Annotated in this window: 26 protein-coding genes; 10 read left to right on the top strand and 16 right to left on the bottom strand. The window is 71.4% G+C overall.

Features of this window, described 5'->3' with window-relative positions:
- Positions 1-126 precede the first annotated feature (126 nt).
- Entirely contained in the window at positions 127-657 is a 531-nt protein-coding gene (locus N1F89_RS12600) for a TRAP transporter small permease (RefSeq protein WP_290084459.1), read from the top strand.
- Entirely contained in the window at positions 654-1,976 is a 1,323-nt protein-coding gene (locus N1F89_RS12595; protein ID WP_290084457.1) for a TRAP transporter large permease, read from the top strand. The genes N1F89_RS12600 and N1F89_RS12595 overlap by 4 nt, the downstream gene beginning before the upstream one ends.
- Here the strand turns inward: N1F89_RS12595 and sulP are convergent.
- The 5 genes from sulP to N1F89_RS12570 all read right to left on the bottom strand — a co-directional run bounded on the left by sulP (position 1,970) and on the right by N1F89_RS12570 (position 6,043).
- Positions 1,970-3,721 (bottom strand): sulfate permease, encoded by a 1,752-nt coding sequence (sulP, locus tag N1F89_RS12590; RefSeq protein WP_290084456.1) that lies wholly within the window; start codon positions 3,719-3,721, stop codon positions 1,970-1,972. The two genes, N1F89_RS12595 and sulP, sit on opposite strands and share 7 nt — an antisense overlap.
- 130 nt (positions 3,722-3,851) lie before the next feature.
- Positions 3,852-4,190, bottom strand: a complete 339-nt coding sequence (locus tag N1F89_RS12585; protein WP_290084455.1) for a TIGR01244 family sulfur transferase — start codon at positions 4,188-4,190, stop codon at positions 3,852-3,854.
- 66 nt (positions 4,191-4,256) lie between these two features.
- A complete protein-coding gene (locus tag N1F89_RS12580; protein ID WP_290084454.1) occupies positions 4,257-5,147 on the bottom strand; it encodes an MBL fold metallo-hydrolase in 891 nt (296 codons plus the stop codon).
- Positions 5,148-5,175: 28 nt separating this feature from the next.
- Positions 5,176-5,613 (bottom strand): DUF6691 family protein, encoded by a 438-nt coding sequence (locus N1F89_RS12575; RefSeq protein WP_290084453.1) that lies wholly within the window; start codon positions 5,611-5,613, stop codon positions 5,176-5,178.
- A 4-nt stretch (positions 5,614-5,617) separates the two neighbouring features.
- Positions 5,618-6,043, bottom strand: a complete 426-nt coding sequence (locus N1F89_RS12570) for a YeeE/YedE family protein (protein WP_290084451.1) — start codon at positions 6,041-6,043, stop codon at positions 5,618-5,620.
- Positions 6,044-6,141: 98 nt separating this feature from the next.
- Between N1F89_RS12570 and N1F89_RS12565 the strand changes: the two genes are divergently transcribed.
- Complete coding sequence (locus N1F89_RS12565; RefSeq protein ID WP_290084449.1) at positions 6,142-6,489, top strand: metalloregulator ArsR/SmtB family transcription factor; 348 nt, start codon at positions 6,142-6,144, stop codon at positions 6,487-6,489.
- Between the two features lie 118 nt (positions 6,490-6,607).
- Here N1F89_RS12565 and N1F89_RS12560 read toward each other — a convergent pair whose 3' ends face one another.
- From N1F89_RS12560 to dctP, 11 genes are all read right to left on the bottom strand, one after another.
- Positions 6,608-7,753, bottom strand: a complete 1,146-nt coding sequence (locus tag N1F89_RS12560) for an acyl-CoA dehydrogenase family protein (RefSeq protein WP_290084447.1) — start codon at positions 7,751-7,753, stop codon at positions 6,608-6,610.
- Between the two features lie 9 nt (positions 7,754-7,762).
- A complete protein-coding gene (locus N1F89_RS20705) occupies positions 7,763-8,011 on the bottom strand; it encodes a winged helix-turn-helix domain-containing protein (protein ID WP_354670326.1) in 249 nt (82 codons plus the stop codon).
- A 15-nt stretch (positions 8,012-8,026) separates the two neighbouring features.
- Positions 8,027-9,229: a pimeloyl-CoA dehydrogenase large subunit gene (gene pimC / locus N1F89_RS12555; RefSeq protein WP_290084445.1), complete on the bottom strand. Its 1,203-nt coding sequence runs from the start codon at positions 9,227-9,229 to the stop codon at positions 8,027-8,029.
- 53 nt (positions 9,230-9,282) lie between these two features.
- Positions 9,283-10,464, bottom strand: coding sequence for an acetyl-CoA C-acyltransferase (locus N1F89_RS12550; protein ID WP_290084443.1), 1,182 nt, complete (start codon positions 10,462-10,464; stop codon positions 9,283-9,285).
- Positions 10,461-12,146, bottom strand: a complete 1,686-nt coding sequence (locus N1F89_RS12545; RefSeq protein ID WP_290084441.1) for an AMP-binding protein — start codon at positions 12,144-12,146, stop codon at positions 10,461-10,463. The genes N1F89_RS12550 and N1F89_RS12545 overlap by 4 nt, the downstream gene beginning before the upstream one ends.
- Positions 12,147-12,157: 11 nt before the next feature.
- Positions 12,158-14,257 (bottom strand): 3-hydroxyacyl-CoA dehydrogenase NAD-binding domain-containing protein, encoded by a 2,100-nt coding sequence (locus N1F89_RS12540; protein WP_290084439.1) that lies wholly within the window; start codon positions 14,255-14,257, stop codon positions 12,158-12,160.
- Complete coding sequence (gene pcaD / locus N1F89_RS12535) at positions 14,258-15,061, bottom strand: 3-oxoadipate enol-lactonase (protein ID WP_290084437.1); 804 nt, start codon at positions 15,059-15,061, stop codon at positions 14,258-14,260. It abuts the gene before it with no gap.
- A 100-nt stretch (positions 15,062-15,161) separates the two neighbouring features.
- Positions 15,162-15,575: an OsmC family protein gene (locus tag N1F89_RS12530; protein WP_290084436.1), complete on the bottom strand. Its 414-nt coding sequence runs from the start codon at positions 15,573-15,575 to the stop codon at positions 15,162-15,164.
- Positions 15,576-15,605: 30 nt separating this feature from the next.
- Positions 15,606-16,895, bottom strand: a complete 1,290-nt coding sequence (locus N1F89_RS12525) for a TRAP transporter large permease (protein ID WP_290084435.1) — start codon at positions 16,893-16,895, stop codon at positions 15,606-15,608.
- A 33-nt stretch (positions 16,896-16,928) separates the two neighbouring features.
- Entirely contained in the window at positions 16,929-17,459 is a 531-nt protein-coding gene (locus N1F89_RS12520; protein ID WP_290084434.1) for a TRAP transporter small permease, read from the bottom strand.
- Between the two features lie 3 nt (positions 17,460-17,462).
- On the bottom strand, positions 17,463-18,473 hold the full coding sequence (gene dctP / locus N1F89_RS12515; RefSeq protein ID WP_290084433.1) for a TRAP transporter substrate-binding protein DctP: 1,011 nt from the start codon (positions 18,471-18,473) through the stop codon (positions 17,463-17,465).
- Positions 18,474-18,787: 314 nt separating this feature from the next.
- On the opposite strand from dctP, the gene N1F89_RS12510 reads away from it, so the two are divergent.
- The 7 genes from N1F89_RS12510 (at position 18,788) to N1F89_RS12480 (ending at position 26,588) form a co-directional block, all read left to right on the top strand.
- Positions 18,788-19,813: an ABC transporter substrate-binding protein gene (locus N1F89_RS12510; RefSeq protein ID WP_290084432.1), complete on the top strand. Its 1,026-nt coding sequence runs from the start codon at positions 18,788-18,790 to the stop codon at positions 19,811-19,813.
- 64 nt (positions 19,814-19,877) lie between these two features.
- Positions 19,878-21,386, top strand: coding sequence for a sugar ABC transporter ATP-binding protein (locus N1F89_RS12505; protein WP_290084431.1), 1,509 nt, complete (start codon positions 19,878-19,880; stop codon positions 21,384-21,386).
- The gene (locus N1F89_RS12500) at positions 21,386-22,378 is read left to right on the top strand and encodes an ABC transporter permease (RefSeq protein WP_290084430.1); all 993 of its coding nucleotides are present in this window, start codon (positions 21,386-21,388) and stop codon (positions 22,376-22,378) included. Before N1F89_RS12505 ends, N1F89_RS12500 begins: the two co-directional genes overlap by 1 nt.
- Positions 22,375-23,370 (top strand): ABC transporter permease, encoded by a 996-nt coding sequence (locus N1F89_RS12495; protein ID WP_290084429.1) that lies wholly within the window; start codon positions 22,375-22,377, stop codon positions 23,368-23,370. Before N1F89_RS12500 ends, N1F89_RS12495 begins: the two co-directional genes overlap by 4 nt.
- Positions 23,367-24,404 (top strand): LacI family DNA-binding transcriptional regulator, encoded by a 1,038-nt coding sequence (locus N1F89_RS12490; protein WP_290084428.1) that lies wholly within the window; start codon positions 23,367-23,369, stop codon positions 24,402-24,404. Before N1F89_RS12495 ends, N1F89_RS12490 begins: the two co-directional genes overlap by 4 nt.
- Positions 24,405-24,425: 21 nt before the next feature.
- Positions 24,426-25,661: a Gfo/Idh/MocA family oxidoreductase gene (locus N1F89_RS12485; RefSeq protein WP_290084427.1), complete on the top strand. Its 1,236-nt coding sequence runs from the start codon at positions 24,426-24,428 to the stop codon at positions 25,659-25,661.
- A gap of 3 nt (positions 25,662-25,664) precedes the next feature.
- On the top strand, positions 25,665-26,588 hold the full coding sequence (locus tag N1F89_RS12480) for a carbohydrate kinase family protein (RefSeq protein ID WP_290084425.1): 924 nt from the start codon (positions 25,665-25,667) through the stop codon (positions 26,586-26,588).
- Positions 26,589-26,733: the final 145 nt, after the last annotated feature.

Raw genomic sequence — 26,733 nt, 5'->3', positions numbered from 1 at the left:
CGACGCCGGTCGCGCGGGGGGTGCCGCGGGGCCGCCGGCGGGTGCGGCAACGGCGCCGCCCGCCGCCGGTTGCCCGAGGCGTCGGCGCGGGCTAGCTTCCGCAGCGGAACCGGGGTTGCAAGGGGCATGATCCTGCACAGGACAGTCGTTTGGCTTGCGCGCGCGCTGGCCATTCTCGGCGGCGTGGTGCTCGTCGTCATCACGCTCCTCACGGTGGTCAGCGTCACCGGCCGCTCGCTCGTCTGGGCCGACCTCGGGCCGGTGCCGGGCGATTTCGAGCTGGTCGAGGCGGGCGTCGGCTTCGCCGTCTTCGCCTTCCTGCCGTGGTGCCAGCTCAACCGCGGCCACGCCACGGTCGACCTGTTCACCAGCTTCCTGTCGCCGCGCGCCAACCGCGTCATCGACGTGGTGTCGGAGAGCCTGATGACGCTGGCCATCGCGCTGATCGCCTGGCGGCTGTGGTATGGCATGACCGACAAGCTGCGCTACGGCGAGACCACCTTCATCCTGCAGTTCCCGCTGTGGTGGCCCTACGCCGCCTGCATGGCGGCCGCCGCCGTGGCGGTGATCGTGTCGGTCTACATGACCGGCCTGCGCGTGCGCGAGCTCGCCGGCGCGACCCCCGCCGCCGAGACCGGCCACGGGGGTGGCCGTTGAGCAATCTCGAACTCGGCATCTGGTCGTTCCCCGTCCTGCTCGTCCTCATCTTCCTGCGCTTGCCGATCGGCCTGGCCATGCTGATCTGCGGCATCGTCGGCACCTGGATCATCACCGGCAGCACGGTGCCGGTGCTGGCCAAGCTGAAGAACGAGACCTACTCGACGTTTTCCAGCTACTCGCTGTCGATCATCCCGCTGTTCCTGCTGATGGGCCAGTTCGCGACGCTGGGCGGCATGTCGCGGGCGCTGTTCCGCGCCGCCGAGACCTGGCTCGGCCACCGCCGCGGCGGCGTCGCCATGGCGGCCGTCGGCGCCTGCGCCGGCTTCGGCGCGATCTGCGGCTCCTCGCTCGCCACGGCGGCGACGATGAGCCAGGTGGCGCTGCCGGAGCTGCGCCGCTACGGCTATTCGGGCGGGCTCGCCACCGGCACGCTGGCCGCCGGCGGCACGCTCGGCATCCTCATCCCGCCCTCGGTGATCCTGGTCATCTACGCCATCCTCACCGAGCAGAACATCGCCAAGCTGTTCGTCGCCGCCTTCGTGCCGGGCGTGCTGGCGGCGATCGGCTACATGCTGGCGATCTCGATCTATGTCCGGCTCAAGCCGGATTCGGCCGGCATGCGCGAGCGCGCGCCCTATGCCGAGCGCTTCCGCGCGCTGGTCGACGTGTGGCCGGTGCTGCTCGTCTTCCTCGCCGTCGTCGGCGGCATCTATCTCGGCTTCTTCACGCCGACCGAGGCGGCCGCCGTCGGCGCGGCCGGCACCGGGCTCATCGCGCTTCTGAACGGCGGGCTGACCGTGCGCAGCTTCGTCGGCGCCATCCTGGCGACGGCGAGCGCGACCGCGATGATCTTCTTCATCGTGTTCGGCGCCAGCTTCTTCAACAGCTTCCTGGCGCTGTCGCAGCTGCCGCAGCAGGCCGCCGCCTTCGTCACCGAGCAGGGCTTCAACCCCTGGCTGGTGATGGCGCTCATCCTGCTCGTCTATCTTGCCTTCGGCTGCGTCATGGATTCGCTGTCGATGATCCTGCTCACGGTGCCGATCTTCTTCCCCATCGTCACCGCGCTCGACTTCGGGCTGACGCCGGAGGAGTTCGCCATCTGGTTCGGCATCCTGGTGCTGATCGTCGTCGAGGTCGGGCTGATCACGCCGCCGGTCGGCATGAACCTGTTCGTGCTCAACTCGATGGCCCGCGACACGCCGATCGCCGCCACCTATCGCGGCGTCATGCCCTTCATCGTCAGCGACGTGGTCCGGGTGGCGCTGCTCACCGCCTTTCCCGGCATCACGCTCTGGCTGATGCGCCTGCTCTACTGAGTGGCCGCCTGCTGCTGCGGGGTCTCCGGCGGTCCCGACGCCAGCGCCCGCATCGCGTCGTGCTGGCTGAGGAACACCTCGCCCGTCAGGTGGTCGGGGAAGTCGGTGCGCATCAGCCGGTCCATCACCGGTCCCTTGACCTCCGACAGGTGGAAGCGCACGCCGAGCGCGTCGAGCCGCTCGTTGATCGCCTCGAGTGATTCCAGCGCGCTCATGTCGATGGCGTTGACCGCCGAGCACATCAAGACGACGTGCTTCAGCTCGGGCCGTCCGGCCACCATGTCGTAGATGCGGTCCTCGAGATGGCGGGCATTGGCGAAGTAGAGGCTCTCGTCGACGCGCACCGACAGGACGGTGGGGTCGGTCTCCACCTTGTGGCGCAGCACGTTGCGGAAGTGCTCGCTGCCCGGCACGCGGCCGACCACGGCCATGTGCGGCCGCGACGTCTTGTAGAGATGGATCAGCACCGACAGGACGACGCCGGACGACACGCCCGCCTCGACGCCGAGCCCGAGGGTGAGCAGGATGGTCACCGCGACGGCGGCGAAGTCGGCCTTGGCGTAGCGCCAGGTGCGCCGCAGCATCGAGAAGTCGACCAGCGACAGCACCGCCACGATGATGGTGGCGGCAAGCGTGGCCTGCGGCAGGTAGAAGAGCAGCGGCGTCAGGAAGACGGTGGCCAGCGCGATGCCGACGGCGGTGAAGGCGCCGGCCGCCGGCGTTTCCGCGCCGGCGTCGAAATTGACCACCGAGCGGGCGAAGCCGCCGGTCACCGGATAGCCGCCGCCCATGCCGGCGCCGATGTTGGAGGCGCCGAGGCCGACCAGCTCCTGGTCGAGGTCGATGCGCTGGCGCTTGCGCGCGGCCAGCGTCTGCGCCACCGAGACCGATTCCACGAAACCGATGATCGAGATCAGCACCGCCGACATGGCGAGCCCCGCCCACAGGTCGGGCGCGAAGGAGGGCAGCGTCAGCGGCGGCAGGCCCTGCGGCACCGCGCCGACGAGCTTGACCCCGCGCGCGCCGAGGTCGAAGCCCCAGGCGACCAGCGTGGTGACGGCGACGGCGGCGATCGGCGCGGCCTTGGTGGCGATGTCGGCCGCGCGCGCCGGCACGCCGAAGCGGCCGAGCAGCGGCTTCAGCCCGCGCCGCACCCAGAACAGGAAGGCGAGCGAGCCGAGCCCGATGGCGATGGTGTAGGGGTTGGCCTCGCCGATGTGCGCGGCGATCGAGGCGACGAGCGCCGGCAGCGTGTCGCCCTCCGCCGTCACGCCGAGCACGTGCTTGAGCTGGCTGGTGGCGATCACCAGCCCGGAGGCGGTGATGAAGCCCGAGATCACCGGATGCGACAGGAAGTTGGCCAGGAAGCCGAGGCGCAGCAGGCCGAGGCCGATGAGGAACAGGCCCGACATGAAGGCGAGCGTGATGGCCGCCGTCACGGCGTCGATGCCGCCGTCGGCCGAAACCTTGCCGATGGCGGCGGCCGTCATCAGCGAGACGACGGCCACCGGGCCGACGGCGAGCGCCCGGCTGGTGCCGAACAGCGCGTAGAGCACGAGCGGCAGGATCGAGGCGTAGAGCCCCATTTCCGGCGGCAGGCCGGCGAGCAGCGCGTAGGCGAGCGACTGGGGAATGAGCATCACCGTGACGATCGCGGCGGCCACCAGGTCGTTGGTCGCCGTCGTGCGGTCGTAGGTGCGGCCCCATTCGAGGATCGGAAAATAGCGCTTCACGGTATCGGGCACGGATGCTGCCTTCTCGTTGTCGGTCGCGGATCTGCGGTCTTGCGGGCATACGTCCCCCGTCGGCCGCCGGCCGGAGCCGGCGCCGCGGGAACGGCACGCAGGGTCGAGGGTCGGGCGTCGGCGGCAGGCGTCAGCCGGCGGCGGCCTGCTGGGCGAGGCCGTACAGGTTCATGCAGCGCCCGCCGGTGCGGCAGTAGGCGAGCACCGGACGCGGCAGGTCGGCCAGCGCCTTCGCCATGCCGGTCACGTCGTCGGGGGTGATGGCGCCGGAAACCACGGGCAGGAAGCGGAACTCCATTCCCGCCGCGCGGACCGCCTCTTCCACCGCGTCGTGCGGCACCGCGCCGTCCTCGCTGTCCGGGCGGTTGCAGATCACGCTGCGGAAGCCGGCATCGGCGATGGCGGGAACGTGGTCGGGACCGATCTGCCCGACGACGGCGAAGTCCTCGTTGATCTTGCGGATGTCCATGTGTCGTCTCGTTTCGTCTGGTTGTCGGGCGGCCCGCCGGCAGGGTGCCAGCGGGCCGCAGGCCTGTCAAAGCGTGTTGACGGGCACCTTGAGGAAGGTCTTGCCGGCCGGGTCGGGCTCCGGCATGCGGCCGCCGCGCATGTTGACCTGCAGCGACGGGATGATGAGCTTCGGCATGGCGAGCGTCGCGTCGCGCTCCTCGCGCATGCGCACGAACTCGTCCTCGCCGACGCCGTCGCGCGCGTGGATGTTGTGCTCGCGCTCGTCCTTGACGGTCGTCTCCCACTGGATGTCGCGTCCGTTCGGCCCGTAGTCGTGGCACATGAACAGCCGCGTCTCCTCGGGCAGCTCGAGCACCCGCTTGATCGAGCGGTAGAGGGTGCGCGCGTCGCCGCCGGGGAAGTCGGCCCGCGCCGAGCCGCCGTCGGGCATGAACAGCGTGTCGCCGACGAAGGCCGCGTCGCCGATCACATGCGTCATGCAGGCCGGCGTGTGGCCGGGGGTGTGCATGACATGGGCGGTCATCGAGCCGATCTGGTAGCTGTCGCCGTCGGTGAACAGGCGGTCGAACTGCGAGCCGTCGCGCTGGAACGCGGTGCCCTCGTTGAACACCTTGCCGAAGGTGTCCTGCACGATGGTGATGTTCTCGCCGATGCCCATCTTGCCGCCCAGCTTCTCCTGGATGTAGGGCGCGGCCGACAGGTGGTCGGCATGGACATGCGTCTCGATGATCCACTCGACCTTGAGGTCGTTGTCGCGGATGTACTGGATGATCGCGTCGGCGCTGTCGAAGGTGATGCGGCCGGCGGCGTAGTCGATGTCCATCACCGAATCGACGACGGCGCAGGCGTTCGACTTCGGATCCTTCACGACGTAGGAGATCGTGTTGGTGGCCTCGTCGAAGAAGGCCTTCACCTCGGGTTGCACCTTGGTGTCGGTGGAGAAGGGCAGGGTCATGGCTGTCACTCCTGGTTGCGCTTCGAAATCAGGCGGTCGCCGCCTTGAGAGCCCGTTCCTGCAGGAAGCGGGCGACGAGGATGCCGGCCAGCATGGCGGCGAGGAAGGTCGCCGTCGGCGCGAAGCCGACGCCGAGCGCGGGCACCGCGCCGCCGGGGCAGAAGCCGGCGATGCCCCAGCCGACGCCGAACAGCGCCGAGCCGCCGACCAGGCGCGCGTCGATCTGGCGTGCCGCGGGCAGGTGGAACTGGGTCTCGAACACCGGCTTCTTGGCCGCGCCGAACAGGACCCGGTAGCCGATGGCCGCCGTCACCAGCGCGCCGCCCATCACGAAGATCAGGCTCGGGTCCCAGGTGCCCGCGACGTCGAAGAAGTTGAGCACCTTGGCCGGGTTGGCCATGCCGGAAATCGCAATGCCGATGCCGAACAGGGCGCCGGCGGCGAGAGCGGATACGATCTTGGCCATGGGGTCAGACTCCGATCACGTGGCGGGTGACGTAGACGGTGGCGAAGGTCGTCGCCATGAAGACGAGCGTGGCGACGATCGAGCGCGGCGACAGCCGCGCCATGCCGCACACGCCGTGCCCGCTGGTGCAGCCCGAGCCGTAGGTGACGCCGACGCCGACGATCAGGCCGCCGACGATCAGCGCCGTGGTCGAGACCGGCACGGCGAAGCCGATGCCGCCGCCGAGCGCCAGATAGGCGATCGGTGCGGCGATGGCGCCGGCCAGGAAGGCGAGGCGCCAGCGGTTGGCGCCGCTGTAGGGCGGCAGAACGCCGGACACGATGCCGGTCATGCCGGCGACGCGGCCGTTGAAGGCCATCAGCATGACGGCCGCCAGGCCGATCAGGACGCCGCCGAGGAGCGACTGGATGGGGGTGAATTCGGTGAGCACGATTTTCCTCTGTCGTTCGCGTTCCCGGCTTGTCTTGCGCCGGCATGAAGGCTAAATATGATGACATATTCACATATGCAAGAGGAAAAATCCAGCCCATGACCGCAGCTCTCGACATCGACCGCATCGAGGAGTCGGCCGAGGACGCGGCCGAGCTTCTCGCGGCGATGGCCAACCCCAACCGGCTGATGGTGCTGTGCCATCTGGCGAATGGCGAGATGCCCGTCCAGGCGCTCGCCGACCGCGTCGGCATGAACCAGTCGGCGCTGTCGCAGCAGCTCGCCAAGCTGCGTGCGCTCAAGCTGGTGGCCACGCGCCGCGACGGCCGCACGATCCACTACCGCATCGCCTCCGGCAAGGTGGAGCGGGTTCTGGAGACGCTCTACGCGATCTATTGCGCGCCGAAGGCCGCCGCCGCGCAGGAAGCCGCCGCCGAGACCGCCTGAGCCGGCCGCCCTCCGGCGCGCGCGGCCGCCGGCACGCGCCGTCCGCCCCCGCGGTCCGCGGCCCCCGAACGAGCCGCCTGCGTGCGATGCCGGGAGCGCCGACCCGGCTGCGCCAGGGTCAGGCCGCCAGCCCGCCTTTGCCGGCCAGGGTGCGCAGGTGGTGCTCGCCGTCGCCGAAGGTCAGGTCGATCATCGTCATGCGCTTGAAGCGGTGGCCGACGGCATAGTCCTCCGTCATGCCGACGCCGCCGTGAAGCTGGATCGCCGCTTCGCCGACCTGGCGCCCGGCGCGGCCGATCTCGGCCTTGGCCGCGTGCATGGCGCGCGCCCTGGCTTCGGCGTCGTCGTCCTCCGCCATCATCGTCGCGTAGTGGGTGATCGAGCGCGCCTGCTCGGTGGCGACATACATGTCGACGGCCTGGTGCTGCAGCACCTGGAAGGCGCCGATCGGCACGCCGAACTGCTTGCGCATCTTGAGGTAGTCGACCGTCTCGGCGTGCATGGCGCCCATCACGCCGACCGCCTCGGCGCACAGCGCGGCGATCGCCCGGTCGACGACGGCGCCGACCAGCGCGAGGCCCTCCTCGGGCGCGCCATAGACCGCCTCCGGCCCGACCCTGACCGCGTCCAGCGCCAGCTCGGCCGCGCGCCGGCCGTCCTGCATGCGATAGCCGCGCCGCGACACGCCCTCGGCCGCCGCGTCGACCAGGAAGACGCCGATGCCGGCCGCCTCGCGCGGGCCGCCGGCCGTGCGCGCGGTGACGAAGACATGGTCGGCGCTGTCGCCGTCGAGCACCACGCTCTTGGCGCCGTCGAGCAGCCAGCCCGCGCCGTCCGGCCGCGCCGTCGTCTCGACATGGTGCAGGTCGTAGCGCGACTGCCGCTCGGTGTGGCCGAAGGCGAGCTTCGTCTCGCCGGCCGCCACCGCCGGGGCGAGCGCGGCGCGCTGCTCGGCCGTGCCGCCGAGCCGCAGGAAGCCGCCGCCGAGCACCACGGTGGCGAAGTAGGGCTCCAGCGCCAGCACCCGGCCGAGCGCCTCCATCACGATCATCATGTCGACGGCGCCGCCGCCGAGCCCGCCGTCGGCCTCGGCGAAGGGCAGCGCCATCAGGCCCATCTCCGCGTACTGGCGCCACATCTCCGCGCTCCAGCCGGTATCCGACTTCAGGATGCGGTTGCGCTCCTCGAACCCGTATTTGTCGCCCAGAAGCCGGTCGAGCGAGTCCTTCAGGATCGATTGTTCCTCGGAAAGGTCAAAGTCCATAGAGTTTCTCTATCTGAGTGCCCAAACGCCATACGAGGGACTAGTGACGGTGCCATCATTGTAGAGCGTGAACCGCGCCCACCTCACGTTCTTCTTGAAAAGGTTCTCACCGTCACTAGTCGTTCCGTTTAGTTCGGAGGCCGGAACAGGCTCGTTGGCTTTGATCCATCGGTAGACGTTTTCGGGACGCGAGGGACCGAGTGCTCGAAGCGCGTTCACGACCCATTTGCAGTAGGTATTTCTAGAAACCGCTGTCATTGCGTATCCTTCACATCACAACCCCAGCACCGCCTTGGCGATGATGTTCTTCTGGATCTCGTTGGAGCCGCCGTAGATCGACACCTTGCGGGTGTTGAAATAGGCCGGCGCGGCATGCGCGGCGTAGTCCGGCCCGACCGGCGGCTCGTTCCAGCCCGCCTCGGCGGCCTGCGCATAGGGCATGGCGTAGGGCCCCATCACCTCCATCAGGAGCCGCGTCGTCGCCTGCTGGATCTCAGACCCCTTGATCTTGAGGATCGAGGAGGCGGGGTCCGGCCGGCCGGTGCTGCCGCGCTTGGCGTCGGCCGCCACGACGCGGAGCTGCGTCATCTCGAGCGCCTTGAGGTCGATCTCGATCGCCGTCAGCTTCTCCAGGAAGCGCTGGTCCTCGAGCAGCGGCCGGCCGCCCGACATCTCCTTGGCGGCGAGCTCGCGGATGCGCGCCACGCGCTGCTTCGACATGCCGACGCGGGCGATGTTGGTGCGCTCGTTGCCGAGCAGGAACTTGGCGTAGTCCCAGCCGCGGTTTTCCTCGCCGACGAGGTTTTCCGTCGGCACCCGCACGTCGGTCAGGAACACCTCGTTGATCTCGCGGCCGCCGTCGATGGTAACGATCGGGCGCACCTCGATGCCCGGCGTCGTCATGTCGATCAGGAGGAAGGAGATGCCCTCCTGCTTCTTGGCCTGCGGGTCGGTGCGCACCAGGCAGAAGATCCAGTCGGCATACTGCGCCAGCGTCGTCCAGGTCTTCTGGCCGTTGACGACGTAGTGGTCGCCCTCGCGCACAGCGCGCGTCTTCAGCGAGGCGAGGTCGGAGCCGGCACCGGGCTCGGAGAAGCCCTGGCACCACCAGTCGTCGAGATTGGCGATGCGCGGCAGGAAACGCGCCTTCTGCGCGTCGGAGCCGAAGGTGTAGATCACCGGCCCCACCATGTTGACGCCGAAGGGCAGCGGCGAGGGGGCGGGGTGCTTCTGCAGCTCCTCGAGGAAGATGTACTGCTTCATCGGGTCCCAGCCGGTGCCGCCGTAGCGCTCCGGCCAGTGCGGCACCGCCCAGCCGCGGTCGTTGAGCAGGCGTGTCCAGCGCACCATGTCGTCCTTGCCGACATGCTCGCCGTCGACCATCCGGCGGCGGATGTCGTCGGGCACGGTGTCGCGCAGGAAGCCGCGCACCTCGTCGCGAAAGGCGATCTCGTCGTCGGTGTAGCGAAGGTCCATCGTCAGCCCTCCCGGGGTCGCGTGGCGCGCCGAGCGCCGGCGCGGCGGTTGCCTCAGTTGATCTCGAACAGGCCGGCCGCGCCCATGCCGCCGCCCACGCACATGGTCACCACGGCGAAGCGTGCGCCGCGCCGCTTGCCCTCGATCAGCGCGTGGCCGGAAAGCCGCGTGCCGGACATGCCGTAGGGGTGGCCGATGGGGATCGAGCCGCCGTTGACGTTGAGCTTGTCGGGGTCGATGCCGAGCCGGTCGCGGCAATAGACGACCTGCACGGCGAAGGCCTCGTTGAGCTCCCACAGGTCGATGTCGTCGACCTTGAGGCCGTGCCGGGCGAGCAGCCGCGGCACGGCGAAGACCGGGCCGATGCCCATCTCGTCGGGCTCGCAGCCGGCCACGTTGAAGCCGCGCAGAATGCCGAGCGGCTCGAGCCCGCGCCGCGCCGCCTCCGCCGCGCTCATCATCACGCAGGCCGCCGCGCCGTCGGAAAGCTGGCTGGCGTTGCCGGCGGTGATCGTGCCGCCCTCGCGCACCGGCTTCAGCCCGGCCAGGCCGTCGGCGGTGGTGCCCGGCCGCGGCCCCTCGTCGTGCGCCAGCTCCACCTGTGTGTGGCTCACCGCCTTGGTCTCCTTGTCGATCACCGCCATGGTGGTGGCGATCGGCGCGATCTCGGCGTCGAAGCGGCCGGCCTCGCGCGCCGCCGCCACCCGGCGCTGGCTTTCCAGCGCATAGGCGTCCTGCGTCTCGCGCGAGATGCCGTAGCGCGCGGCGACCACCTCGGCCGTGTCGATCATCGCCATGTAGACCTCCGGCTTGATCTCCATCAGCCGCTCGTCCTTGAGCCGGAAGGTGTTGCGGTGCTCGTTCTGGACCAGGCTGATCGATTCCATGCCGCCGGCCACCGCCACCTCGACGCCGTCGTTGCGGATGGCGTTGGCGACCAGCGCCATCGATTGCAGCCCCGACGAGCACTGCCGGTCGATGGTCGTGCCGGCGGTGGTCACCGGCAGCCCGGCGGCCAGCAGCGCCCGGCGCGCCACGTTGAGGCCGGTGGTGCCTTCCTGCATGGCGCAGCCCATAACCACGTCCTCGACCGCCTCCGGCTCGACGCCGGCGCGCTCCAGCGCGTGGCGGATGGCGTGCGCGCCGAGCGTGGCGCCGGTGGTGTCGTTGAGCGCGCCGCGATAGGCCTTGCCGATCGGCGTGCGGGCGGTCGATACGATGACGGCGTCTCTCATGCGATGCTCCCGGGTGCTGCCGGCGCGGCGCTCTGCCGGGCGGCTTCCTGTTGCTTGAGGTCGAGTTTGGAAAGCTTGCCGACGGCGGTGCGCGGCAGCGCCTCGCGCAGCTCGAGCGCGGCCGGCATCTCGTGCGGCCCGAGCCGGTCGGCGAGGAAGGCGCGCAACGCCTCCAGCGTCAGCGCCGGCGCCCCGTCGCGCAGCTTGACGAACGCCTTGGCCGCCTCGCCGCGATAGGCGTCGGGCACGCCGATGACCAGCACCTCCTCGACATGCGGATGCGCGTAGACGGCCTGCTCGATCATCTGCGGATAGACGTTGAAGCCGCCCGACAGGATCATGTCCTTCTTGCGGTCGACGATGGTGAAGAAGCCCTCGTCGTCCATGAAGCCGATGTCGCCGGTCAGCAGCCCGCCGTCGCTGAAGGCGGCCGCCGTCTCCTCCGGCCGGTTGAGATAGCCGGCCGTCACGTTGCGGCCGAAGACGCGCAGCTCGCCGGTCTCGCCGGGGCTGAGCGTGCGCGCGGGATCGTCGAGCGCCACCACGTCGAGCCGGATGCCGGGCAGCGGCACGCCGATCGTGCCGATCTTGTCGGCGCGGCCGGGCGGGATGTTGGTGCCGGCCGGCCCGGTCTCCGTCATGCCCCAGCCGCCCAGGATGTCGTGCCCGGTCGCCCGCTTGAGCCGCCGCGCCAGCTCGACCGGCAGCGGCGCGCCGCCCGAGGCGCAGTAGCGCAGCGCCGACAGGTCGCGCGTCTCGAAGCCGGGCGTCGCGGCGATGGCGATCCACATGGTGGGCACGCCGGCGAAGCTGGTCGCCCCGGCCTCGATGGCGGCAAGCGCGGTCTCCGGGTCGAAACGGGTGTGGATCAGCAGGCACTGGCCGTTGCGCACCGAGCGCAGCATCACGGCCGTAAGCGCGTAGATGTGGAACAGCGGCAGGAAAAGCAGCGTGCGCTCGCTGGCCGGCCGCATCAGCCCGTGCGCGGCGAACCACAGGTCGTAGCTCGCCACCGCGCTCGACAGGTTGCGGTGGGTCAGCATGGCGCCCTTGGGCAGGCCCGTCGTGCCGCCGGTGTACTGCACCAGCGCCAGCGCATCGAGATCGGGCTCGGCGGCCGGCGGCGCGGCGCGGCCGGCGGCGAGGAAGGCGTCGGCCGCGACGATCCGTTCGCCGTCGGGCAGCGGCCCGGTGAGCGGCGAGGGGCCGAAGGCGGCGTCGTCGGCCACCACGAGGCGCGCCACCGCGCCCTCGGCGGCGAGTGCCGCCGCCCGCAGGGCGGTGTCGGCGATGTTGGTCGTCACGATGAGGCGCGCGCCGCTGTCGGCGAGCTTGTGGCGCAGCACGGGCGCGGCGTCGAGCGGGCTCAGATGCACCACCGTGGCGCCGGCCCTCAGCGCGCCGAAGAAGGCGAACAGGTGCACCGCCGTGTTGGGCAGCAGCAGCGCCACCCGGTCACCGGCGCCGATGCCGGCCGCCGCGAAGGCCGCCGCCCAGCGGTCGACCGCCTGCTTCAGCGCGGCGAAGCGGAGGCGGTGCCCGCGGAAGACCAGCGCGTCGCGGTCGCCCCACGCGGCCGCCGCCTCGTCGACGATGCGATGGACGGGAAAGGGCTCCGGCACCGTCGCCGGGTCGAGGCCGGGCGGGTAGGCGTCTTGCCAGGGGAGCGGAGCGCCGGCCATCGGTGGTGTCCCTACGCGGCTCCCTTGCGCGCCTCGCCGGCGAAGCCGCCGCCGGACGCGGCGGCACGCTTCAGCAGCGGCGCCGGCTCGAAGACGGCGCGGCCGGTCTCGCCGTGCCAGTGCGCGAGCCGCGCGACGATGGTGTCGAGGCCGCGGAGCTGCTCGGCCCAGAACATCGGCCCGCCCTTGCCGATCGGGAAGCCGTAGCCGTTGACCCAGACGATGTCGATGTCGGACGGCCGCGCGGCGATGCCCTCCTCCAGGATGCGCGCGCCCTCGTTGATCATCGGGTAGAGCGTGCGCTCGACGATCTCCTCGTCGCAGATGCTGCGCCGCTCGACGCCGGCTGCGCGGGCCTTGTCCTCGATCAGCCGCGTCACCTCCGGGTCGGGCTGCGGCGTGCGCGACCCGTCCGCGTAGAGGTAGAAGCCCTTGCCGGTCTTCTGGCCGAAGCAGCCGAGCTCGCACAGCGCGTCGGCCACCGGGGCGGTCTTGCCGAGCGCCTTGCGGTTGCGCCAGCCGATGTCGAGCCCGGCGAGGTCGCCCATCTGGAACGGCCCCATCGGCCAGCCGAAATCGGTGAACGCCTTGTCGATCTGCTGCGGCGTCGCGCCCTCCAGAAGCAGCGCCTCGTTCTCGGCCGAGCGCGCCGACAGCATGCGGTTGCCGACGAAGCCGTGGCACACGCCGACGACGACCGGCACCTTGCCGATGGTCTTGGCGAGCGACAGCGCGGTGGCCACCACGTCGGGCGCTGTCCTGGCGCCGCGCACGATCTCCAGCAGCCGCATCACGTTGGCCGGCGAGAAGAAGTGCAGGCCGATCACGTCCTGCGGCCGGCCGGTCGTCGCGGCGATGGCGTCGACGTCGAGATAGGAGGTGTTGGTGGCGAGCACCGCGCCCGGCTTGACCACGGCGTCGAGCCGGCCGAACACCTCCTCCTTGACCGCCATGTCCTCGAACACCGCCTCGATGACGAGGTCGCAGTCGGCCAGCCCGGCATAGTCGGTGGTGCCGCTCAGCCGGCCGAGGCGCGCGGCCTTGCCGTCCTCGTCGAGCGAGCCGCGCCGGACCGAGGCGGCATAGTTCTTCTCGATCGTCGCCAGGCCGCGGTCGAGCGCCTCGCGGTCGCGCTCGAGCAGCGTCACCGGCAGGCCGCCATTGGCGAAGGCCATGGCGATGCCGCCGCCCATCGTGCCGGCGCCGACGACGCCGACCCGGGCGACCGGGCGCGGCCTCACCTCCTTGCCGATGCCCGGCACCTTGGCCGCCTCGCGCTCGGCGAAGAACAGGTGGCGCTGCGCCTTCGACTGGTCGCCGGAAACCAGCCGGGCGAAATATTCGCGCTCCTTGGCGAGCGCCTCGTCGAACGGCATGGTCAGCGCGTTGCGCACGGACTGGGCGCACGCGAGCGGCGCCTCGAGGCCGCGCGCCTTGCGCGTCGCCTGCGCGACGGCGGCGTCGAAGGCGCCGATGTCGGCGCGCGCGGCGGCGAGCTTGTCCTCGCGCGCCCGCACCTGGACCATCGGCGCGCCGCTTGCCGCCTCGGCACGCGCCAGCGCCACCGCTTCGCCGACGAGGTCGTCGTCGGCCAGCGCGTCGACCAGCCCGGCTTCATGCGCCTCGCCGGCGCCGATCGGCCGGCCGGAGACGACCATCTCGAGCGCCTTCTGCGGACCGACCAGGCGCGGCAGGCGCTGCGTGCCGCCGGCGCCCGGCAGGAGGCCGAGCTTGACCTCCGGCAGGCCGAGCCGCGCCTTGCGGTCGGCGACGCGGAAATGGCAGCCGAGCGCCAGCTCCAGCCCGCCGCCGAGCGCGGTGCCGTGGATCGCGGCCACGGTCGGCTTGTCGATGGTCTCGAGCGTGGCGATCAGGTCGGGCAGGCTGGGGTGCTGCATCGGCTTGCCGAACTCGGTGATGTCGGCGCCCGCGATGAAGGTGCGGCCGGCGCAGGCGATCACGATCGCCGCCACGTCGGCGTCGTCGCGCAGCGTCTCCAGGGCCTCGTTGAGCGGCTTGCGCAGATGGAAGCTCAGCGCGTTGACCGGCGGGTTGTCGAGGGTGATGACGGCGACGTTGCCGTCGCGCGCGACCGTCACGGGTTTGCTCATTCAGTCGTCCTTCCGTTCGTCTCGGGTGCCGGCCAGGAAGCCGGAAATCAGCCGTGCCGTCTCGTCCGGCCGTTCGATGCACGGCAGGTGGCCGGCACCGGCGATGATCTCGAAGCGCGCGCCGTCGATCAGCGCCGCCGTCTCGCGCACCAGCTCCGGCGGCGTCGCGCCGTCCTGGTCGCCGACCAGGCACAGCGTCGGCACGGCGAGCGCGCGGGTCGATTCGGTGAGATCGGCGTCGCGCAGCGCCGCGCAGGTGCCGGCGTAGCCGGCCACCGGCGTGCGCGTCAGCATCGCCGTGTAGCCGACGAAGTCGGGGTTGTCGGCCGTGCGGTAGGCCGGGGTGAACCAGCGCTGCATGACGCCGTCGGCAAGCGCGCCGATGCCCTCGCGCGTCACCGCCGCGATGCGCTCGTCCCACATCGCCTCGGTGCCGATCCGGTGCGCGGTGCCGCACAGCACCAGCGCCGTCACCAGGTCGGGCCGCAGCGCGGCCAGCCCCTGGGCGATCATGCCGCCGACCGACACGCCGACGACGGCGGTCCGCGCGATGTCGTGATGCGCGAGCAGGCCGGCGAGGTCGGCCACGTGGTCGGTCATCGCATAGGGGGCCGGCGTCGCCTCGGACAGCCCGTGGCCGCGCTTGTCGTAGCGCAGGATGCGGTAGCCCGGCAGCGCCGCGACCACCGCGTCCCAGATGCGGAAATCGGTGCCCAGCGAGTTGGCGAATGTCAGCGCCGGCGCGTCCTGCGGGCCGCGCAGCTCGTGATGGATCACGACGCCGTTCACGCGCGCGAACGCCATGTCGCCTCCTCCCTCGCCAACAACATACTACCGAGTATGTTGAAAAGCCGGTGCAGCGTCAATCCGCCCGCGCCGCGGGGCGGGCCCGGCTGCGATCGCGTCAGGCGCGGACGGTGAGCGTGACCGGCGCGGCGAGCGAATTGCTGACCGTGCACAGCGCCTTGCCGCGGGCCAGAAGCTGCGCGCAGGCCTCCTCGCCCGGCGTCTTTTCGAAGCCGACCTCGATCGTATAGCCGGCGAGCCGTGCGGGTGGGTCTTCGGCCTTGCTGGCACCGGCCGAGACGGTGATCTCGCCGGTGTCGAGCGCCATCTGGCGCGCCGCATAGGCGAGCGAGATCGCGAGGCAGGAGGCGAGCGCGGCGAGCAGGAAGTCGACCGGCGAGCCGGCCTCGGCCGTCGGCGGCGAGGCGAGGGCGACGGTCTGCTGCGGCGCGGTGGCGACCGTGACCGAGCCGTCCTCGGCGAAGCGCGTGGAGAAGGGGCCGTAGGTCTTGGGCTTGAATTTCAGGGCCATTCGTCTGTCCTCGGATGGGGAAGGGGAAGCTCACATCAACAGGGCGGGCAGGGTGAGCGCGAGCTGCGGGGCCGCCGTCAGCAGCGCGATCGAGGCGAGCAGGATCAGCCAGTAGGGCACGGTGGCCGCCGCCGCCTGGCCGAGCGTCACCTCCTCGCGCGTCACCGAGACGAGCACCGACAGGTTCAGCCCGACCGGCGGCGTCACCTGGCCGATCTCGATCATGATGGTGATGATGACGCCGAGCCAGATCGGGTCGTAGCCGAGCCCCGTCATCAGCGGAAAGACGATCGGCAGCGTCATGATCATCAGCGACAGGCCGTCGAAGAAGCAGCCGAGCACCAGATAGATGGCGACGACCAGCGCCAGCACCGTCAGCGGGCCGAGATCGGCCGCCCGCACGCCTTCCAGGATCGCCTGCGGCACGCCGAGCAGGCTGACGGCCTGGGCCAGGATGGTGGCGCCCATCACCACGAAGGCGATGCCGGCATAGAGCAGCACCGAGCGGTAGATCGCCTCGCCGAGCACGCGCGGCGTCATCGTGCCCCAGGAAAACGCGATGAGGATGGCCGCCGCCACGCCGACGCCTGCCGCCTCCGTCGGCGTGGCGAAGCCCCAGGCGATGCTGCCCATGATGGCGAGGACCAGCAGGCCGAACGGCCACAGCTTGAGAAGCGCGAGGACGACATGCAGCGGCCGCACCGTGGTCTCGTCGGCCGGCGCCAGGCGCGGTTCGGCCAGGCTGCGCAGCAGCACGTAGAGCATGAACAGCAGCGCCAGCACGAGGCCGGGCACGATGCCGGCGATGAACAGCTTGCCGATCGAGGTTTCCGTCAGCGCGCCGTAGATCAGCAGCGACAGGCTCGGCGGGATAAGCAGGCCGAGCGTGCCGCCGCCGGCCAGCGAGCCGACCACGGTGCGCCGGTCGTAGCCGCGCGCCACCATTTCCGGATAGGCGACCGAGCCGATCGCCGCGGCCGTCGACATGCTGGAGCCGCTGACCGCGCCGAACAGCGTGCACACGGCGATGTTGGTGTGCAGCAGGCCGCCCGGCACGCGGCGGAAGACGGGCGCCAGGGCGTTGTAGATGCGCTCGCTGATGCCGCTGCGCAGCATCACCTCGCCGAGCATGATGAACAGCGGGATGGCCGACAGCGTGAAGGCGTTGAAGACGTTCCACACCGCGTCGACGGCGACGAAGGTCGCACCCCCGGCGGCGAATTCGAGCAGCAGGAAGCCGGTCAGCCCGAGCGCGGCGCCGAGCGCCAGCCCCGAGGCGGCGAAGGCGGTCAGGCCGCCGAGCAGGATCCCCCAGAACATCGCGTGCGCCCCGTCCGCCCCGCCGCGTGCCGCTCAGCGCCCGGCCGGCGCCGGCGCGGGTGCTGCCGCGCGGATGGCGAAGGCGAGCCCCGACAGCACCAGGCCGAACGGCACCAGCGCCATCCAGGGATAAAGCAGCAGCCGGGCGACCTCCGACTTGAGGCCGCGCGAGAGCGCGAAGTCGAGCCACGGCATGGCGAGCGCGACGAACCAGGCGCAGAAGGCGATGCCGAGGAGCCCGGCGGCGGCCGCCGCGACCGAGCGGCCGCGCGGCGGCAGGTTGGCGACGACGAGCGTCACCCGCACGTGCTCGCCGTTGAGGGTGACCAGCGGCAGCGCCAGGAAGAAGGCGGCCGTCAGCAGCAGGCCGATCAGCTCCTCGGTGAAGTAGAGCGGCGCGTTGGCGAGATGGCGCATGGCGACGCTCGCCACCATCAGCGCCACCATCGCCGCGCCGGCCGCGGTGGCCAGCAGCGCCAGCGCAACGAAGACCGGCCGCACGAGCCGTTCGGCGCGCCCGGCCGCGCGCGCCAGCCGGTCGTCGCTGCGGCCGGCCGCGTCCACGGCTCAGCGATCCAGCGTGTCGAGGATGCGCTGGCGGTATTCCGGCGCCTTGCCGCCGGCCTCCTCGGCCATCGCCTTCCAGGTCTGCGAGGCCGCCTCGAGGAAGGCCTGGCGGTCCTCCTCGGGGAACGGCTCGAGGAACTCGACGCCCTGCTCGGCGAGCGCGTCGCGGGCGGCCTGCTCCTTGGCGTCGGCGTCGGAGTAGTCGTTGGTGCGCTCCCACACGCGCCCGGCGGCCGTCGTCACCGCCTCGCGCTGCGCGTCGGTGAGCGCGTCCCAGGCTTCCTCGTCGGCGCCCAGCACGTAGGGCACGCTGGCCACCGGATAGAGGTAGGCGGCGTAGTCGGTGACCTCCTGCAGCGAGATCGTGTGCGCGAACAGCGCCGGGTAGACGGCGCAGTCGACGACGCCGGTGCGCAGCGCCACGTAGAGCTCGGTCTGGCCGACGATCTGCGCCGACACGCCGAGCCGGCGGAAGGTCTCGACCTGGTCGTTGCTCCACACGCGCAGCTTCTTGCCCTTGAGGTCCTCCAGCGTGTTGACCGGCTCGCCGCGGCAGAAGATCGACGCCTTGAGCAGCGGCAGCGCCATGAAGCCGGTGGTCACGACGCTCCACTCGGCCAGCTCCTCGGCATAGATCCCGCGGATCTCCGGCATCACCTGCAACAGCTCCTCGGAGCTGCCGACCGAGCCCTGGATGAGCACGGCGTTGAGCGCCGGCGCGTCGCGGCCCATGTAGTTGGCCCACACCAGGCCCATCTCGACGGCGCCGCCGGGCAGCCAGCGCAGCACGTCGTTGTTCTGCAGGTTGAGCGAGCCGCCGTGGAAGACGTCGATCGTCAGGCCGCCGTCGGTCAGCTCGGCCACGTCGGCGGCGAACATGTCGAGCTGCTTGGACTCCTCGCGCCCCTCCGGCAGGCCGTTGTTGAAGCGCCATTCCTCGGCAAGCGCGCTGGTGGCGGAAAGGCCTGCCACGGCGAGGCCCGTGGCGATGGCGGACAGGATGCGGCGCATGGCGAAACCCCTTCTCGTGTTCCTTCGGGCCGACCGGTGCGGCTCGAGGCGGGCCAAGCTACGGCCCGGCCCGGCATTGCGCAAGGCACGGATTTTTCAAAGATCGTCGGGCTTTTGGGGCACCGTTGCGCGGCCGCCGTTCCCGCCTCGCGCGCGGCCGGCAATCTGGCGTTGAACCCCGCGCCGCCCGCGCCCGGTCCGCCGTGCCGGGATGCGGCGGTGCGCCGCCGCCGCGGGACGGTTCCGACCCCGTTGTAATCGATTTCATTTTCTGCCTAAACTCGCCCCATCGTCCGTTGCTCAGGGAGGAAACGATGAGGAAGTGGACCGCCTATGCACTGACCAGCGTCGCCGCGCTCGGCCTGTCGGCCGGTCTCGCCGCCGCGCAGGACTACACGATCGGCCTGTCGAACGGCTGGGTCGGCAGCGAGTGGCGCACGCAGATGATCGACGAGGCCCAGGCCGCCGCCGAGGCGTGGTCGGAGCGCGGCGTCGACGTCGAGGTGCTGGTGCAGAGCGCCAATGTCGACGTGCCCGGCCAGATCGCCCATGTGCGCAACTTCATCAGCCAGGGCGTCGACGCCATCATCATCAACCCGAACAGCCCGACCGCCTTCGACCCGGTGTTCGCCCAGGCCAAGGAGGCCGGCATCCTGGTCATCTCGACCGACGCCGAGGTCTCCTCGCCCGACGCCATGTATGTCGGCATCGACCAGAAGGGCTGGGCCGAGGCGAGCGCCAAGTGGCTGGCCGAGGCGCTCGAGGGCAAGGGCAAGGTCGTCGCCATCAACGGCGTCGCCGGCCATCCGGCCAACCAGATGCGCGTCGCCGGCTACCAGGAGGTCTTCTCCGGCTATCCGGACATCGAGATCGTCAACGAGGTCAACGCCAACTGGGACCAGGCGCAGGGCCAGCAGGCGATGCAGAACCTGCTCGCCACCTATCCCGACATCGACGGCGTGTGGGTGCAGGACGGCATGGCCGCCGGCGCCTGGCGCTCGATCATGGACGCCGAGAAGACCGGCGAGATCGCCGCCACCGGCGAGATCCGCAAGGACTTCATCGACCTGTGGGTCGAGAACGACTTCACCTCCGGCGCCTCGGTCAACCCGCCCGGCGTGATGGCGAGCGCGCTCAACGTCGCCGTCTTCCTGCTGCAGGGCCGCGAGCTCGCGGAGCCCGCCGACGCCGGCCAGTACGGCAACGCGCTCTACCTGCCGATCCCCTTCATCGACGGCGGCAACGTCGAGGAGGCGGCGGCCGAGCTCGACGGCAAGCCGGGCTACTACTCCTACACCAGCCAGCTCTCGATCGACGAGGCCGAAGAGCTCTTCAAGTAGGGACCAGTCGCGCCGGTGGCGCGGCCTGTCGCGCCGCCGGCCCGCGCTCCGGAGACCGCAGCCGATGACCAAGCTCACCCTGCGCGGCGTAAGCAAGGCTTACGGCGCCACCCAGGCCGTGCGCCGCGGCGACCTGGAGATCGCGCCCGGCGAGGTGCACGTGCTGATCGGCTCGAACGGCTCGGGCAAGAGCACGCTGTGCAAGATCGTCGCCGGCAGCGTGCGGCCGGACGCCGGCGCGGTGCTGCTCGACGGCGAGCCGGTGGCCGTGTCGGGGCCGCAGGCTGCCCGCGCGCTCGGCATCGGCATCTTCTACCAGGAGCTCAGCCTCGCCGGCCAGCGCACCGTGGCCGAGAACATCTGCCTCACCGACCTGCCGCGCAAGGCGGGCCTGTTCGTCGACCGCCGGGCCCTGGCCGAGCGCGCGCAGCGCTACATCGCGCTGTTCGAGGATGTCGCCGGCGACGATTTCGCCGCCGACGCGGTGGTCGACCGGCTGCGCGCCGACCAGCGCCAGCTCGTCGAGATCATGAAGGCGCTCGCCACCGAGGCGCCGGTGCTGATCTTCGACGAGCCGACCTCGGCCCTCGACCGCGCCCAGGTCGAGCGCTTCTTCGCCATCCTGCGCGGCCTCAAGCAGGAGGGCCGCAGCATGATCTTCATCTCGCACCGCATGGACGAGATCTTCGCCATCGGCGACCGCGTCACGGTGATCCGCGACGGCGAGACGGTGGCGACGATGGCGCTGGCCGACACCGAGCCGGCGGCCGTCATCCGGCTGATGGTCGGCGAGAAGGACGAGCTGGCCGCCGCCGCGCCGCAACCGGCCGCAGCGGTCGCCAGCGGGCGGGCCGAGCCGCTGCTCGAAGTCGAGGGCTTCACCGGCGCCGGCTTCCATGACGTGTCCTTCGCCGTCGCGCGCGGCGAGATCCTCGGCTTCGGCGGGCTGCACGGGCAGGGCCAGTCGGCGGTGCTGCGGGCGCTGTTCGGCGCGCTGCCGCACAGCGCCGGCAGCGTGCGCCTGGCCGGCCGGCCGCTCGCCTCGCGCGGCCCGCGCGAGACGATCCGCCGCGGCTGCGCCTACGTGTCGGGCGACCGCGGCCGCGACGGCGTCATCACCGGCCGGCCGATCCTCGAGAACGTCATGCCGATCCACTATCTGCGCAACCGCCTGGTGCTCGCCCGGCCCGGTGCGCTGCGCGACAAGGCGCGCCCGGCTCTCGAGGCGCTGCGCACCAAGTTCGCCGGCTTCGGCTACCCGGTCAGCTCGCTGTCGGGCGGCAACCAGCAGAAGATCGTCATCGCCCGCTGGCTGATCGACCGGCCGTCCGTGCTGCTGCTCGACGATCCGACCAAGGGCATCGACCTGTCGACCAAGGCCGATCTGTTCGCGCTGATCCGCGAGCTGGCGGGCGAGGGGCTGGGCATCGTTCTGTATTCATCCGAGGACGCCGAGCTGCTCGCCAATGCCGACCGCATCCTGGTGTTCAACGGCGGCCGCATCTCGCGCGAACTCGTCGGCGACGAGCGCACCCGCTACAACCTCTACCACGCAGCCTACGAGGCGGCCTGATGGCGAGCGTCTCCTCTCCCGTCCACGGCGCGGCGCCCGGCCGCCTCAAGCGGCTGTTCGAGCGCTACCCGTTCCTGCCGGCGCTGGTCATCCTCGTGGTGCTTCTGGCGCTCAACGGCGTCTTCGCGCCCAACAGCCTGAGCTTCCGCGCGCTCACCGGATTGCTCAGCACCTATCTGGCGCTGATGCTGCTGTCGGTGGCGCAGGCCTATGTGGTGTTCGCCAGCGACATCGACCTGTCGGTCGGCGCCATCGCCTCGCTGGTCAACGTGACGATCATCGTCGTGATGCAGCAGCTCGGCGGCGGCGTGCCGTCGGTGCTGCTGGCGCTCGCCGTGGGGCTCGCGGTCGGGCTCGCCTGCGGGCTCGCGAACGGCATCGTGGTCGCCGCGCTGCGGCTGCAGCCGATCGTCGCCACCTTCGCCACCAGCATCTTCTTCACCGGGCTGGCGCTCTACGTGCTGCCGGTCGCCGGCACGCCGGCGCCGGCCGTCTTCTGGCGCACCTATGGCGGCCGGCTGCTCGGCGTGCCGTTCGTCGTCTATCTCGCACTCGGCCTGGCGCTGGTCCTCTACCTGCTCGCCCGCTCGCGGCTCGCCACGCAGCTTCTGGCCGTCGGCGACGACGCCCAGGCGGCCTATCAGAGCGGCCTGCCGGTGACGCTGATCCGCATCAAGGGCTATGCGCTGTGCGGCCTGTTCGCCGCGCTCGCTGCCTTCTGCATCACCGGCGACACGGCGAGCGGCGATCCGCTGGTCGGCGGCAAGATGACGCTGCTTTCGGTCGCCGCCGTCGTGCTCGGCGGCTGCGCCCTGTCCGGCGGCTTCGGCACCGCCATCGGCGCCGTGCTCGGCGCGCTGATCATCGGCCTCATCAACTCGCTGGTCTTCTTCGTCGGCACGCCGTCGGAGTGGCAGAACCTGGTGCAGGGGCTGGCCATCCTCGTGGCGCTGATGGTCGGCATCATGGTCAGCCGGAGGGCGCGGGCATGAGCGCCGACACCACCCGCAGCGATGCGCCGCCGCGCCCGCGGCTGCGGCTCGGCGCGCTGAAGGCGCCGGTCGTCGTCGCGCTGATCCTGATCGTCGCGCTGCTGGCGCTCGGCGAGGCGCTGTCGCCGGGCTTCGCCTCGTTCGAGCAGATCCTGCGCCTGCTGATCGTCGCCGCGCTGCTCGGCATCGTTGCGGCCGGCCAGAACCTGGTCATCCTCGGCGGCCGCGAGGGCATCGACCTGTCGGTCGGCGGCGTCGTGTCGCTGAGCGCCATCGTCGCCGGCAACGTGATGAACGGCGCCGACGGCGGCATCGCCATGGCGATCCTCGCCTGCGTGGCGACCGGCGCGCTGTTCGGCGCCTTCAACGGCCTCGGCGTCACGCTGCTGCGCATCCCGCCGCTGGTCATGACGCTCGGCATGCTCGGCGTGCTGCAGGGCCTGCTGGTCGTCATCCGCCAGGGCATCCCCTCGGGCCGCGCCGCGCCGGCGCTGTCGGAGTTCGTCACCCGGCCCTTCCTGCTCGGCCTGCCGGGCATCATCTGGCTGTGGATCGCGATCGGTCTGGTCATGGCCTTCGTGCTCAAGCGCACCGTCTTCGGCCACCGCATCTACGCGATCGGCTCCAACGAGCACGCCGCCTACATGGCCGGCGTTCCGGTGCGCACCATGCGCGTGGCGCTGTTCACGCTGTCGGGCGTGTTCGCCGCCATCGCCGGCATCTGCCTGCTCGGCTATTCCGGCTCGTCCTTCGCCAATGTCGGCGAGCAGTACATGCTGCCCTCGATCATCGCCGTGGTGTTCGGCGGCACGCCGCTGGCCGGCGGCCGCGGCGGCTACACCGGCACGATGGCCGGCGCGGTGCTGCTCGTCATCCTGCAGAGCATCCTGACGACGGTGAACATCGACGAATCCGGCCGCCAGATGGTGTTCGGCGCGACGCTGCTGGTGCTCATGTTGTTCTACGGCCGCGGCCGGACGATGCGGGCATGAACGGCCGGCCGAAGATCAAGGACATCGCCGCCATGCTCGGCGTCTCCTCGGCCACCGTCTCGCGCGCGCTGGGCGACGGCGATCTGGTCGCCGAGCCGACGCGCACGCGCATCCGCGAGGCCGCCCGCACGCTCAACTACCGGCCCAACGCCAGCGCCCGCAGCCTGCGCACGCGCCGGGCGATGGCCGTGCTGATGGTGGTGCGCGACGTCGGCAACCCGTTCTATCTCGACATCCTCAAGGGGGTTGAGGCGACGGCGCGCGCGGCCGGCTACGCCGTCCTGATGGGCAACACGGAAAACGACCCCGACCGCGAGGTCGAGTACTTCCACATGCTGCGCGACGGCCATGCCGACGGCATGATCCTGATGACCGGCAAGCTGCCGGCCGACACCGCCGTGCTCGACGCGCTGCCCGAGGCGCCGCCGGTCGTCGTGGCGCTCGAGATGATCGCCGACAGCGGCTTCCCGCACGTGCAGATCGACAACGAGGCGGCCGCCGCGGCGGCCGTGCGCCACCTGATCGGGCTCGGCCACCGGCGCATCGCCCATGTCTGCGGCCCGGTGCCCGAGCCGATGAGCCGCGGCCGGCGCGCCGGCTACCGCGCGGCGATGGCCGAAGCTGGGCTCGCCGTGCCGCCCGGCTACGAGCAGCCCGGCGACTACCTGCTCGATGGCGGTCGCCGTGCCGGGCGCGCGCTGCTGGCGCTCGACGAGCCGCCGACGGCGATCTTCGCGGCCAATGACGAGATGGCCTACGGCGCCATCCACGAGGTGCGCCGGCTCGGCCGCGAGGTGCCGCGCGACGTCTCGGTCGTCGGCTTCGACGACCTCTATCTCAGCGAGGCGTTCTACCCGCCGCTCACCACCGTGCGCCAGCCGCGCACCGAGATCGGCCGCACCGCCATGACCATGCTGCTCGACATCCTGTCGGGCGGCCGCGGACCGCGCCGGCCGGTCGTGCTCGACACCGCGCTCCAGGTGCGCGGCACCACCGCGCCGCCGCCGCCCGCCGGCCGGCGGCCACACGCATAGACACAGAAGGAAGGGCTCATCATGCCGGAATTTCCCATCAAGCGCCTGCGCGTCGGCTTCGTCGGCAGCGGCTTCATCGCCGGCTTCCACCTCAAGGCGATGGTCGGCGTGCGCAACGTCGAGGTGACCGGCGTCTACAGCCGCTCGGCCGAACGGCGCGAGCGCTTCGCCCGCAACGTCGTCGAGCACGATCTCGGCGACTGCCGCACGCATGACAGCCTGGACTCGCTGATCTGCGCCGACGACGTCGACGCGATCTGGATCCTGTCGCCCAACGACACGCGTCTCGCCGTCATGCAGGAGATCCACGCGGCGGTGAAGGCCGGCCGCAGCCGGGTCTTCGCCGTCGCCTGCGAGAAGCCGCTGGCGCGTACCATCGGCGAGGCGCGCGAGATGCTGCGGCTGGCCGAGGATGCCGGCCTCAACCACGGCTATCTCGAGAACCAGGTGTTCTGCACGCCGGTGATCCGCGGCAAGGAGATCATCTGGCGGCGCGCCGCCGCGACCACCGGCCGGCCCTATCTGGCGCGCGCGGCGGAGGAGCATTCCGGCCCGCACGAGCCGTGGTTCTGGCAGGCCGCGCGCCAGGGCGGCGGCGTCCTGTCGGACATGATGTGCCATTCGGTCGAGGTCGCCCGCCACCTGCTCACCGAGCCCGGCGCGCCGCGCGATTCGCTCACCATCAAGGCGGTGCACGGCACCGTCGCCAACCTGAAGTGGACGCGGCCGCACTATGCCGACCTGCTGGCCGAGCGCTACGGCGGCGAGGTCGACTACCGCAACAAGCCGGCCGAGGACTTCGCCCGCAGCACGATCGAGCTCGAGGACGCCGCCGGCAACCCGCTGGTCATCGAGGCGACGACCTCGTGGGCCTATGTCGGCGCCGGCCTGCGCATCCAGCTCGAGCTGCTCGGGCCGGAATACGCCATGGAGTTCAACTCGCTCAATTCGGGCCTGCGCATCTTCATGTCGCGCGCCGTCACCGGCGACGAGGGCGAGGACCTGGTCGAGAAGCAGAATGCCGAGCAGGGCCTGATGCCGGTGCTCGAGGACGAGGCCGGCGTCTACGGCTACACCGACGAGAACCGCCACATGGTCGAGTGCTTCCGCAAGGGCGAGCGACCGACCGAGAGCTTCCACGACGGGCTCGCCGTGGTCGAGATCCTGATGGCGCTCTACCGCTCGGCCGAGACCGGCCAGACGGTGCGCTTCCCGGCGCCCGAGCTGGAGGACTACGTGCCGCTCGTGGCGCGCTGAGGCGTGGCGGACAGGACCGCCCGCGCGCTGCCGCGCCTCCTGGTGCTGGGCAACGCCAATGTCGATCTCGTGCTCGGCGAGATCGACGGCTGGCCGGCGGTCGGCACCGAGGTCGTCGTCGAGCGCAGCGAGATGCGGCCGGGCGGCTCGGCCGGCAACGCCGCGCTGGCGCTCGCCGGCATGGGCGTGCCGCACCGCTACATCGCCGCCTCCGGCGACGACGCCAACGGCGCCTGGCTGCGCGCCGCCTTCGATGCCGCCAGCACCGAGTGGATCGTCGGCCACGGCCCGACGACGCTCACCGTCGGCATCGTGCATCGCGGCGGCGACCGCGCCTTCCTCACCACGCCGGGCCATCTGCAGACGGCCGGCCTCGACGACGTGCTCGACCGGCTGCCGGCGGCGCCCGCCGGCCGCGCCGTGGCGCTGATCGCCGGCGGCTTCCTGATGCCGGCGCTGCGCGACGGCACGGGCCGGCTGATCGCAGCGCTCGCCGCGCGCGGCTGGTCGGCCGCGATCGACCCCGGCTGGCCGCCCGAGGGCTGGACGACCGACAACCGCGCCCGCATGGCCGAATGGCTGGCCGCCGCCGACATGGCGCTGGCCAACGCGGAGGAGGCCGTCGGCTGGTCGGGCCGCGCCGGGCGCGAGGCGGCGGCCGGGGCGATGGCCGCGGCGATGCGGCCCGACGCCGTGCTGGTGGTCAAGGACGGCGCGGCCGGCGCCTTCCTGCGCGCCGGCGCGCGGCGCGCCCGGGCCGCCGCGCCGCGCGTGCGCGTCATCGACACGGTGGGCGCCGGCGACACCTTCAACGCCGCCTTCCTCGCCGCCTGGGCGCAGGGCGCCGACCTCGACGACGCGCTGCTGGCCGGCGTGACCACCGCCGCACGGGCGATCTCCACCTATCCGCGCCGCTATTCCGGCTGAGCGGCGGGCCGAAAGAAAAGGAACCGGCCGGCATCGGCCGGACCGGTTCCAGGTGGGGCGGCGGTCGCCGGCCGCCCAGGGAGAGAACCGTGGCGCCGCCTTGGGGAAGCGCGCCGGCGGTCCGTTCCGCTGTTGCCCCGGCGCG

Origin of the sequence: Aquibium sp. A9E412 (assembly GCF_030398335.1) — a bacterium.
Lineage (GTDB): Bacteria > Pseudomonadota > Alphaproteobacteria > Rhizobiales > Rhizobiaceae > A9E412.
This window is presented reverse-complemented; position numbering and strand designations above follow the sequence as displayed.

What these genes read in the sequence shown, in the direction of transcription:
- N1F89_RS12540 (WP_290084439.1), bottom strand. Translation starts at nt 14,257, where the DNA reads ATGAGCAAACCCGTGACGGTCGCGCGCGACGGCAACGTCGCCGTCATC.
- N1F89_RS12525 (WP_290084435.1), bottom strand. Translation starts at nt 16,895, where the DNA reads ATGTTCTGGGGGATCCTGCTCGGCGGCCTGACCGCCTTCGCCGCCTCG.
- N1F89_RS12585 (WP_290084455.1), bottom strand. Translation starts at nt 4,190, where the DNA reads ATGGACATCCGCAAGATCAACGAGGACTTCGCCGTCGTCGGGCAGATC.
- N1F89_RS12510 (WP_290084432.1), top strand. Translation starts at nt 18,788, where the DNA reads ATGAGGAAGTGGACCGCCTATGCACTGACCAGCGTCGCCGCGCTCGGC.
- N1F89_RS12600 (WP_290084459.1), top strand. Translation starts at nt 127, where the DNA reads ATGATCCTGCACAGGACAGTCGTTTGGCTTGCGCGCGCGCTGGCCATT.
- N1F89_RS12490 (WP_290084428.1), top strand. Translation starts at nt 23,367, where the DNA reads ATGAACGGCCGGCCGAAGATCAAGGACATCGCCGCCATGCTCGGCGTC.
- pcaD (WP_290084437.1), bottom strand. Translation starts at nt 15,061, where the DNA reads ATGGCGTTCGCGCGCGTGAACGGCGTCGTGATCCATCACGAGCTGCGC.
- N1F89_RS12560 (WP_290084447.1), bottom strand. Translation starts at nt 7,753, where the DNA reads ATGGACTTTGACCTTTCCGAGGAACAATCGATCCTGAAGGACTCGCTC.
- N1F89_RS12565 (WP_290084449.1), top strand. Translation starts at nt 6,142, where the DNA reads ATGACCGCAGCTCTCGACATCGACCGCATCGAGGAGTCGGCCGAGGAC.
- N1F89_RS12580 (WP_290084454.1), bottom strand. Translation starts at nt 5,147, where the DNA reads ATGACCCTGCCCTTCTCCACCGACACCAAGGTGCAACCCGAGGTGAAG.
- N1F89_RS12500 (WP_290084430.1), top strand. Translation starts at nt 21,386, where the DNA reads ATGGCGAGCGTCTCCTCTCCCGTCCACGGCGCGGCGCCCGGCCGCCTC.
- N1F89_RS12575 (WP_290084453.1), bottom strand. Translation starts at nt 5,613, where the DNA reads ATGGCCAAGATCGTATCCGCTCTCGCCGCCGGCGCCCTGTTCGGCATC.
- pimC (WP_290084445.1), bottom strand. Translation starts at nt 9,229, where the DNA reads ATGGACCTTCGCTACACCGACGACGAGATCGCCTTTCGCGACGAGGTG.
- N1F89_RS12505 (WP_290084431.1), top strand. Translation starts at nt 19,878, where the DNA reads ATGACCAAGCTCACCCTGCGCGGCGTAAGCAAGGCTTACGGCGCCACC.
- dctP (WP_290084433.1), bottom strand. Translation starts at nt 18,473, where the DNA reads ATGCGCCGCATCCTGTCCGCCATCGCCACGGGCCTCGCCGTGGCAGGC.
- N1F89_RS12550 (WP_290084443.1), bottom strand. Translation starts at nt 10,464, where the DNA reads ATGAGAGACGCCGTCATCGTATCGACCGCCCGCACGCCGATCGGCAAG.
- N1F89_RS12495 (WP_290084429.1), top strand. Translation starts at nt 22,375, where the DNA reads ATGAGCGCCGACACCACCCGCAGCGATGCGCCGCCGCGCCCGCGGCTG.
- N1F89_RS12485 (WP_290084427.1), top strand. Translation starts at nt 24,426, where the DNA reads ATGCCGGAATTTCCCATCAAGCGCCTGCGCGTCGGCTTCGTCGGCAGC.
- N1F89_RS12530 (WP_290084436.1), bottom strand. Translation starts at nt 15,575, where the DNA reads ATGGCCCTGAAATTCAAGCCCAAGACCTACGGCCCCTTCTCCACGCGC.
- N1F89_RS12545 (WP_290084441.1), bottom strand. Translation starts at nt 12,146, where the DNA reads ATGGCCGGCGCTCCGCTCCCCTGGCAAGACGCCTACCCGCCCGGCCTC.
- N1F89_RS20705 (WP_354670326.1), bottom strand. Translation starts at nt 8,011, where the DNA reads ATGACAGCGGTTTCTAGAAATACCTACTGCAAATGGGTCGTGAACGCG.